Raw genomic sequence first — 8,703 nt, 5'->3', positions numbered from 1 at the left:
TTTCTGATATTGCCACCCTGAGGTAAATCTGAAAATTATCTTTCCCGCGCCGAATCTACGTCTTTAATTTAAGATTATCTTGAAGTTGAGATTGCCTTTTTATTCCTTAGTTATTTGTTTTTAATTGTTTTTTTTGTAAAATAAATAGGTCTATCAATTTAATTTTTACTCCCTTATTTCCCGCAGGCCAATTCATCACATTGTGTTGTGTATACTCGATCGCGCCTGAAACCTTTTCGGGTAAATCTCCATTCATTCAATGAAGGGAAATTGTAATGAGAAAAACCCTTTATGGCGCTTTAGCCATATTAACGCTGGCAGCCGCCGGCGCGGCGAATGCTGACCCTGTAGCAGTGGGTGACGCGGCCGGCGCGCAGGCGACCTCTGTGTCTGCAGGCAGTTCTGCTGCAACCAGCGCCAGCACTGTTGGGTCAGCGGTCGGTGTGGCGTTAGCCGCAACCGGTGGCGGCGACGGTTCTAACACCGGGACCACCACAACAACCACGACCAGCACCACCACCCGTTAACGTTAGGGTGTTTTTAACCATAACCACACTTCGGTGTGGTTATTTTAAACCGGGGAATCACCGTGCAGCGACTCGCAATACTCTTTGTCTGTCTGTTACTCCAGGCGTGCTCAGCGACCACCAGAGGGCTGGGTACCTCGCTTTGGAACAGTATTGCCGGAGGCGGTGGCGTACAGCTTACCGATGATGAAATTGCCGAGATGCGCTACGCGAGCCAGTACATGAGCATCAACAACGGCCCGCAGCTGTTCGTGGTGCTCGCTTATAACGAAGACGGCCAGCAGAAATGGGTGACGCAGGACAGAGCGGTCATCGTCACGCAAAATGGCCGCATCGTGAAAACCACCGGGCTGGGCGACAACCTGACGGAAGTCACCAACCTGGGCAGCGACCCGCTGGCGAAAGTGAAACAGATTACGGAGGGTGCGAGCTGGACCCGGCAGATAGCCTGGACAGAACACCAGCAGGTACGTTACGCCCCCGCCACATCCAGCTTTGAATTTGACGGTACCGATACCGTAAAAGTCGGCAGCAGCCTGACCAAAGTGCGCGTTCTTGAAGAAGAGGTCACCGCGGCAGGGAAAAGCTGGACCAACCGCTACTGGGTGGACGACGAAGGGCAAATCCGCAAATCAAAACAGTATCTGGGCCCGGGCTACTGGCCTGTCACCACGCTTCTTGTGAAGGCGGCAAAACAATGAAAAAAATCCCCTTTCCCCTGATAGCCCTGCTTTTCGCCAGCGCCTTTAGCCACGCAGAAAGTACCGTGACGGTTTATGCCAAACCGCAAACGCAGCCGCAGGTGATTAAAGACGCTGAGCGGCTGGCGGATTTAGTGACGCGCCCTGAACTCAGCCGCAGCTGGTGGCCGGGAGCGGTTATCAGCGAACGGCAGGCCAGCGCGGCAGAAGAACAAAAACAGCAGCAGCTTTTGGCCCGGCTCGGCGAAGTCGCTGCTGATGAAGGCGGAGACGACGGCGCGGCAATCAACGGATTGCGCCAGCAGCTCAGCGCAATCCACGTCACGGGACGGCAGTTTGTCAATCTGGATCCCGACTGGGTTCGACTTCGCCCGCAGGCGAACGTGCCGCTGCAGGGAGAATACAGCCTGTGGACTGGCCCACAGCCCACGACGATTACGCTGGTGGGGTTAGTCAGCTCACCCGGCATTAAACCCTTCACGCCCGGGCGTAGCGTCGATGAATATCTGGACGACATCAGCCTGTTGAGCGGGGCCGAAAGAAGCTATGCCTGGGTGATTTACCCGAATGGCAAAACCGAAAAAGCGCCGGTGGCGTACTGGAATAAACGCCATATCGAACCCTCGCCGGGCAGCCTCATTTTTGTTGGTTTCTCCGACCGCCTTTTCAGCTCCACCTTTGACGAGCTGAACCAGCAAATTCTTAATACCCTGACCCATCGGATACCGGATTAATGAAAAAACGTTACCTGTATAGCCTGATTGCGCTGGCGGTGACCTCCGCCTGCCGCGCCGAAACGTATCCGGCACCCGTTGGCCCCTCTCAGGCAGACTTTGGTGGCGTAGGCCTGCTGCAAACGCCCACGGCGCGAATGGCGCCAGAAGGGGAATTCAACCTCAACTATCGCGATAACGATCAGTACCGCTTCTACTCCGCCTCCATGCAGCTTTTCCCCTGGATGGAGGCCACGCTGCGCTATACCGACGTGCGTACTCGCCACTACAGTAGCGTGCAGGCGTTCTCGGGCAATCAGACCTACAAAGACAAAGCGTTTGACGTGAAATTCCGCCTTTGGGAAGAAGGGTACTGGCTACCTCAGGTGTCCGCTGGTATTCGGGATCTGGGCGGTACCGGGCTGTTTGACGGTGAATATGTGGTGGCGAGCAAAGCCTGGGGGCCGTTCGATTTTAGCCTCGGCATGGGCTGGGGATATTTGGGTACCAGTGGCAATATCAAGAACCCTTTGTGTGAATACAGCGACAAATATTGTCACCGCGATAACAGCTACAACATGGCGGGCTCCTTCAACTTTAGCGGCATGTTCCACGGCCCGACGTCGCTGTTCGGGGGCGTAGAGTACCAGACGCCGTGGCAGCCGCTCAGGCTGAAGCTTGAGTACGAAGGCAACAACTACAGCCATGAATTTGCCGGGAAAATAGATCAGCGTAGCAGCGTCAACGTCGGGGCAATCTACCGGGTGGCCGACTGGGCCGATGTGAACGTGAGCTATGAGCGCGGCAATACCTTTATGTTCGGTGTGACGCTGCGCTCCAATTTTAACGACCTCAAGCCGGGGTACGGCGACTCCCGTCGCCCTGAATACCAGCCTCATCCGCAGGATGAAATTCTGCAGCACAACGTGGTGGCAAACCAGCTGACAGATCTGAAGTACAACGCCGGGCTGGTTAACCCAAATATTCAGGTTAAAGGTGACACGCTTTATGTCACGGGCGAGCAGGTGAAATACCGTAATTCTCGCGAAGGTATCGAACGTGCCAACCGCATTATCATGAATGACCTGCCGGATAATATTCGTACTATCCGCATAACCGAAAGCCGCCTTAATCTGCCGCAGGTGACCACAGAAACGGACGTGGCCAGCCTGCGCAATCACCTTGCAGGCGAACCGCTGGGGCATGAAACTACGCTGGTGCAAAAACGCGTTGAGCCCGTGGTGCCTGAAAGCACCGAGCAGGGGTATTACATCGAGAAGTCGCGCTTCAACTACTCGATAGATCCGATTCTCAATCAGTCCATCGGCGGCCCGGAAAGCTTCTACATGTACCAGCTTGGGGTGATGGGGAACGTCGATTACTGGCTGACGGACCACCTGTTAACCAGCGGCAGCCTGTTTGCCAACGTCGCCAATAACTACGACAAATTTAACTACACCAATCCGCCAATGGATTCCACGCTGCCGCGCGTGCGTACCCACGTTCGCGAGTATGTAGAAAACGATGTTTACATCAACAACCTGCAGGCTAACTACTTCCAGTACTTCGGACATGGGATCTACGGCCAGGTTTATGCGGGGTATCTGGAAACCATGTATGGCGGCGCAGGGGCCGAGCTGCTGTATCGTCCGGTGGACAGTAATTGGGCGATTGGCGTCAACGGCAACTACGTCAAACAGCGTGACTGGCGCAGTTCGCAAGACATGATGAAATTTACCGATTACAGCGCAAAAACCGGGCATATCACCGGCTACTGGACGCCACCGTTTGCTCAGGATGTGCTGGTTAAGCTCAGTATTGGCCAGTACCTGGCGCAGGATAAGGGCGGCACGCTGGAGATCTCTAAACACTTTGACAGCGGCATTGTGGTGGGCACCTACGCCACTATCACCAATGTGTCGAAGAAAGAATACGGGGAAGGGGACTTTACCAAGGGCTTCTATATCAATATTCCGCTGGATATCTTCTCGGCGTACCCAACCCGAAGCCGTGCTCAGGTAACCTGGACGCCGCTGACGCGTGACGGCGGGCAGATGCTGGGCCGTAAGTTTGACCTGTACGGCATGACCGGCGATCGCAGTGAAAATTTCCGCTAGTGAAGGTAAGTAAATAAACTAGATCAAGATCACATTTTCAAAGTATAACAGCCTCTCAATACCACAATAATAATGAGGGGCTGTTATGCCTGCGACACCGCGTTTTGCCTGGATTTCTACCGTCATGCAGACGGTGCTCAATCTGGGTTTATTAGCCCTGGGGCTGATCCTGATTATCTTCCTGGGCAAAGAAACCATTCACCTGGCCACCGTGCTGTTCACGCCGGGGGATGACGCCAGCTCGTATCTGTTTATCGAGGGGCTGGTGGTTTACTTCCTCTATTTCGAGTTTATCGCGCTGATTGTGAAGTACTTTCAGTCGGGCTATCACTTCCCGCTGCGCTACTTCGTCTACATCGGCATCACCGCGATCGTGCGCCTGATTATCATCGATCATAAATCGCCGCTCGACGTGCTGATTTATTCGGCGGCGATTCTGGTGCTGGTGATAACGCTCTGGCTGTGCAACAGCCAGCGCCTGAAACGAGAATAAAAAAGGGCGGCCCTGGGGCCGCCTGAATAAAGTGCTAAGGTCAAAGTTGAGGGTTGCAGTGGTACGACATAAAGATGAATCCAATGACTTTCAGGGATAAACGTTAACCTTTCACCCCGCCGGCGGTCAGGCCGCTTACCAGCCAGCGCTGGGCCAGCAGGAAGACCACGGTAATCGGTATCGCGGAGAGCACCGCCGCGGCGGCAAAATCGCCCCACAGGTAGTTTTGCGGGTTGAGGTATTGCTGCATGCCTACGGCCAGCGTATAGCTGTCCACGTCGCGCAGCAGTAAAGAAGCCACCGGCACTTCGGTAATCGCGCCGATAAACGAAAGAATAAACACCACCGCCAGAATCGGCACCGACAGCGGCAGCAGCACCAGTCGGAACGCCTGCCACGGCGTTGCTCCGTCCAGCGCGGCGGCTTCTTCAAGCGAACCGTCGATGGTTTCGAAGTAGCCTTTAATCGTCCAGACGTGCAGCGCAATCCCGCCCAGATAAGCAAAGATAACCCCGCCGTGGGTATTCAGGCCGATAAACGGAATGTACTGGCCCAGGCGATCAAACAGGGCATACAGCGCCACCAGTGACAGCACCGCAGGGAACATCTGGAAAATCAGCATGCCTTTCAGCAGCGTCGCTTTCCCCGGGAAGCGCATACGGGCAAAGGCGTAAGCGCAGGTGGTGGAAAGGGCGACGATGCTAATCGCCGTAATGCCGGCAATTTTTACCGAGTTCCACAGCCACAGCAGGACCGGGAACGGCGGCGGCGTCACGCGGCCGTCGGCATGCTCGACGCTAAAGCCCAGCGCCAGTTTCCAGTGTTCCCAGGACACCTGGTCCGGGATCAGGCTGCCGGTCGCAAAGTTACCCGGACGCAGAGATATGGCGATAACCATCAGCAGCGGGAACATGATTGCCGCGATAAACAGTAGCAGCAGAAAGTGCGTGAGAAACAGACGCAGCTTTTGAGATTTGGGTTGCACCATAGCCATAGGTCAGGTTCCTTAATCAAACTTCATGCGGGTGGCTTTCAGGTTCACAATAGCCAGCGCCCCAACCAGCAGGAAGATAAGCGTAGCGATAGCCGCGGCGAGGCCGAAGTCCTGGCCGCCGCCGCCTTCAAAGGCGATGCGGTAGGTGTAGCTCACCAGCAGGTCGGTATAGCCTGCCGGCGTGGTCGTCCCGAGCCGGTCCGGCCCGCCGTTGGTCAACAGCTGAATCAGCACAAAGTTGTTAAAGTTAAACGCAAAGCTGGCAATCATCAGCGGCGTTAGCGGCTTAATCAGCAGCGGCAACGTGATTTTAAAGAAGTTCTGGAATGGACCAGCGCCGTCCATCGCCGAGGCTTCATAAAGGTCGTCAGGAATGGCCTTCAGCAGTCCCATGCACAAAATCATCATGTACGGATAGCCAAGCCAGGTATTGACGATGATGATCACCGAACGGGCGGTTATCGGGTCGGTAAACCATGCCGGTTTAATGCCAAACAGCGCGCTCAGCATCATGTTGATTTCGCCGAAGCTTTGGTTGAACAAGCCTTTGAAAATCAAAATCGAAATAAACGACGGTACCGCATACGGCAGGATCAACAGCAGGCGGTAAGCGGCTTTGCCTTTCAGCGATTCCCACTGCACCACGCAGGCCAGCACCATGCCGACCGCAACGGTCAGAATCACCGTCAGCACGGAGAAGATAACCGTCCAGACGAAGATGGCGAGGAACGGTTTCTGGATGCCGTCGTCGTGGAACACGCGCAGGAAGTTTTTCCAGCCGATGGTAACGGTATAGCCGGGGCTTAGCTGTTCACCGGCCCAGCTGCCGTCGGCGTTAATCGCCTGGTAATAGCCGATGTGCTCATTTGGCGCGTATTTTACGCCGCTTTGGTTATTGGTCAGCTCACCGTTTTCCGCCAGGGTGTAGAGCGGGCGCGTGCCGGAGAACTGGCGCAGCGAGCTCATCACTACTTTGCTTTCATCCGGCAGGACGGCGGTTATCTGGCCGAGCGCCTGGCGGTTTTGGGTGATAACACGCAGGTTGCCGCGCTCGCCTTCCGGCAGGGCGTCTGCTTCTTTCAGCTGGATTTTTTGTGCGCCGCCAAAAGTGAATTTGTCCGAAATATAGTTTTTACCGCTCTCCCCGTCGGTGAGCGCCAGCGTCCACTCGTTACCGTTCGGGTAAAGCCCAAAATTGAACGTTTTACCCGCCTGATACTGGCGGTCCATCAGCACCTGCTGCGCGCGTTCAAACGTCAGCTGGTTGGTGCTGCTGTAGTTGGTAAAGGCGATAGCAATGGTGCAAATGAGCGGGAACAGGACGAACAGCCCCATGCCGGCCATGCCGGGGTACACATAGCGCCAGGCGTAGGCCTTGCGGTTCGCAAAAATATAGAGGCCAAGTGAGCTTAAAATCAGCGTCATAATGGCGAACAGGTACTCCCCCTGGGCGTACATTAAAACCACAAGATAGCCAACCAGCAGGCCCAACGCGCCGATGACTGACCATTTCAGTCCCTCGCTTTGCCACCAGCGGCTCTTTTTAACTGCATCCATGGGGTGTTCCTCTACAGCGTATTATTTCCCCTCACCCTAACCCTCTCCCCATAGGGGAGAGGGGATAGAAAGGGCCGGACTCAATCCAAATTCCCCCCTCTCCCCTATGGGGAGAGGGCCGGGGTGAGGGGCAAGCTTTACTTAGTGATACGTCCCTGAGCATCCTTCAGCGCAGCATCAACGGTCTGGCGACCGCTAACGGCGTTGATAACTGCGGTACGCACGGCATACCAGAAGGCAGACATCTGAGGAATATTCGGCATGATCTCGCCTTTTTGGGCGTTATTCATGGTGGCAGCAATACGTGGATCTTTAGCCAACTGCTCCTGGAAGGATTTCAGCGCCACGGCACCGAGCGGTTTGTCCTTGTTTACGTCTGCCAGACCCTGGTCGGTCAACAGGTAGTTTTCAAGGAACTCTTTCGCCAGTTCTTTATTCGGGCTGGCGGCGTTGATACCGGCGCTGAGTACGCCCACGAACGGTTTAGACGGCTTGCCTTTAAAGGTTGGCAGCAGCGTCACGCCGTAGTTTATTTTGCTCTTATCGATATTGGACCAGGCCCACGGGCCGTTAATCGTCATCGCCGTTTCGCCCTTGTTGAACGAGGCTTCAGCGATGGAGTAGTCGGTGTCGGCGTTCATCTGCTTGTTCTTGATCATATCGACCAGGAAGCCGAGGCCCGCTTTTGCGCCCGGGCTGTCTACGCCCACATCTTTCACATCATATTTGCCGTTTTCGAACTTGAAGGCATACCCGCCGTCGGCGGCAATCAGCGGCCAGGTGAAGTACGGCTCCTGCAGGTTGAACATCAACGCGCTCTTACCTTTCGCCTTCAGCTCTTTATCCAGGGCTGGGATCTCCTCCCAGGTTTTCGGCGGGTTTGGCACCAGGTCTTTGTTATAAATCAGCGACAGCGCTTCTACCGCAATCGGGTAAGCGATGAATTTGCCGTTGTAACGCACCGCGTCCCAGGTGAACGGATAGAGCTTGTCCTGGAAAGCTTTGTCTGGGGTGATTTCGGCCAGCAGGCCGGACTGGGCATAGCCGCCAAAGCGGTCATGAGCCCAGAAGATAATATCCGGGCCATCGCCGGTTGCTGCCACCTGAGGGAATTTTTCTTCAAGTTTATCAGGATGTTCGATGGTGACTTTAATACCGGTATCTTTCTCAAACTTCTTACCGACTTCGGCCAGGCCGTTGTAGCCCTTATCGCCGTTAATCCAGATGACCAGTTTGCCTTCTTCGATTTTTGCCAGTGCAGAGGCGGAAAGCATCATCGTCGTCAGGGCTGACAGAGCGAGGATACGGGCGCCGGTTTTAATTTTCATGTTCCCATCCTTTGAGTGGTGGTGTGCGCTTTATAGGGTAGTGCAGATTAACGTTGTTAAGTCTGCGGAGATGGCAAGCGCTTCTCATCCTCCTTTGCTCTACGCCCCTGGGTGGTTATCTGTGATCTGCTTTGCATAACTGGCCGTTATGTGTCCTGGCGCACATAAAAACGCACTGAAAACTGAAGCCGCGATCACGAAAATCCCTTGTGGTACCTGCAACCGGTTGCAGATGCCCCTTCCTCATCCTCCCGCCTCCTCCCCCACAAAAAA

Annotated in this window: 8 protein-coding genes; 5 read left to right on the top strand and 3 right to left on the bottom strand. The window is 54.9% G+C overall.

Translation table 11 applies throughout. The annotated features are described in order from the left end of the window. The first annotated feature begins 275 nt into the window (after positions 1 to 275). The 5 genes from yjbE to psiE all read left to right on the top strand — a co-directional run bounded on the left by yjbE (position 276) and on the right by psiE (position 4,551). Complete coding sequence (gene yjbE / locus HX778_RS02870; protein ID WP_038476726.1) at positions 276 to 527, top strand: exopolysaccharide production protein YjbE; 252 nt, start codon at positions 276 to 278, stop codon at positions 525 to 527. A 62-nt stretch (positions 528 to 589) separates the two neighbouring features. Beyond that, positions 590 to 1,228: a YjbF family lipoprotein gene (locus HX778_RS02865; RefSeq protein ID WP_176981244.1), complete on the top strand. Its 639-nt coding sequence runs from the start codon at positions 590 to 592 to the stop codon at positions 1,226 to 1,228. Further along, complete coding sequence (locus HX778_RS02860; protein WP_176981243.1) at positions 1,225 to 1,962, top strand: capsule biosynthesis GfcC family protein; 738 nt, start codon at positions 1,225 to 1,227, stop codon at positions 1,960 to 1,962. Before HX778_RS02865 ends, HX778_RS02860 begins: the two co-directional genes overlap by 4 nt. Continuing rightward, entirely contained in the window at positions 1,962 to 4,058 is a 2,097-nt protein-coding gene (locus HX778_RS02855; RefSeq protein ID WP_176981242.1) for a YjbH domain-containing protein, read from the top strand. Before HX778_RS02860 ends, HX778_RS02855 begins: the two co-directional genes overlap by 1 nt. Positions 4,059 to 4,143: 85 nt before the next feature. Then, on the top strand, positions 4,144 to 4,551 hold the full coding sequence (gene psiE, locus HX778_RS02850) for a phosphate-starvation-inducible protein PsiE (RefSeq protein WP_038476718.1): 408 nt from the start codon (positions 4,144 to 4,146) through the stop codon (positions 4,549 to 4,551). A 103-nt stretch (positions 4,552 to 4,654) separates the two neighbouring features. Here psiE and malG read toward each other — a convergent pair whose 3' ends face one another. The 3 genes from malG to malE form a co-directional block, all read right to left on the bottom strand. Continuing rightward, entirely contained in the window at positions 4,655 to 5,545 is an 891-nt protein-coding gene (gene malG, locus HX778_RS02845) for a maltose ABC transporter permease MalG (protein ID WP_038476716.1), read from the bottom strand. Positions 5,546 to 5,557: 12 nt separating this feature from the next. Next, entirely contained in the window at positions 5,558 to 7,102 is a 1,545-nt protein-coding gene (gene malF, locus HX778_RS02840; protein WP_176981241.1) for a maltose ABC transporter permease MalF, read from the bottom strand. 137 nt (positions 7,103 to 7,239) lie between these two features. Then, on the bottom strand, positions 7,240 to 8,430 hold the full coding sequence (malE, locus tag HX778_RS02835) for a maltose/maltodextrin ABC transporter substrate-binding protein MalE (protein WP_176981240.1): 1,191 nt from the start codon (positions 8,428 to 8,430) through the stop codon (positions 7,240 to 7,242). Between the last annotated feature and the right edge of the window lie 273 nt (positions 8,431 to 8,703).

This window comes from Cedecea sp. P7760, assembly GCF_013386425.1.
Lineage (GTDB): Bacteria > Pseudomonadota > Gammaproteobacteria > Enterobacterales > Enterobacteriaceae > Cedecea > Cedecea selenatireducens.
Note: the sequence above shows the minus strand (reverse complement) of the source record. Positions and strands in the feature narration are given on the sequence as shown.

Coding starts and splice junctions, on each gene's coding strand:
- yjbE (WP_038476726.1), top strand. CDS start 276: ATGAGAAAAACCCTTTATGGCGCTTTAGCCATATTAACGCTGGCAGCC.
- malG (WP_038476716.1), bottom strand. CDS start 5,545: ATGGCTATGGTGCAACCCAAATCTCAAAAGCTGCGTCTGTTTCTCACG.
- HX778_RS02855 (WP_176981242.1), top strand. CDS start 1,962: ATGAAAAAACGTTACCTGTATAGCCTGATTGCGCTGGCGGTGACCTCC.
- malF (WP_176981241.1), bottom strand. CDS start 7,102: ATGGATGCAGTTAAAAAGAGCCGCTGGTGGCAAAGCGAGGGACTGAAA.
- HX778_RS02860 (WP_176981243.1), top strand. CDS start 1,225: ATGAAAAAAATCCCCTTTCCCCTGATAGCCCTGCTTTTCGCCAGCGCC.
- malE (WP_176981240.1), bottom strand. CDS start 8,430: ATGAAAATTAAAACCGGCGCCCGTATCCTCGCTCTGTCAGCCCTGACG.
- psiE (WP_038476718.1), top strand. CDS start 4,144: ATGCCTGCGACACCGCGTTTTGCCTGGATTTCTACCGTCATGCAGACG.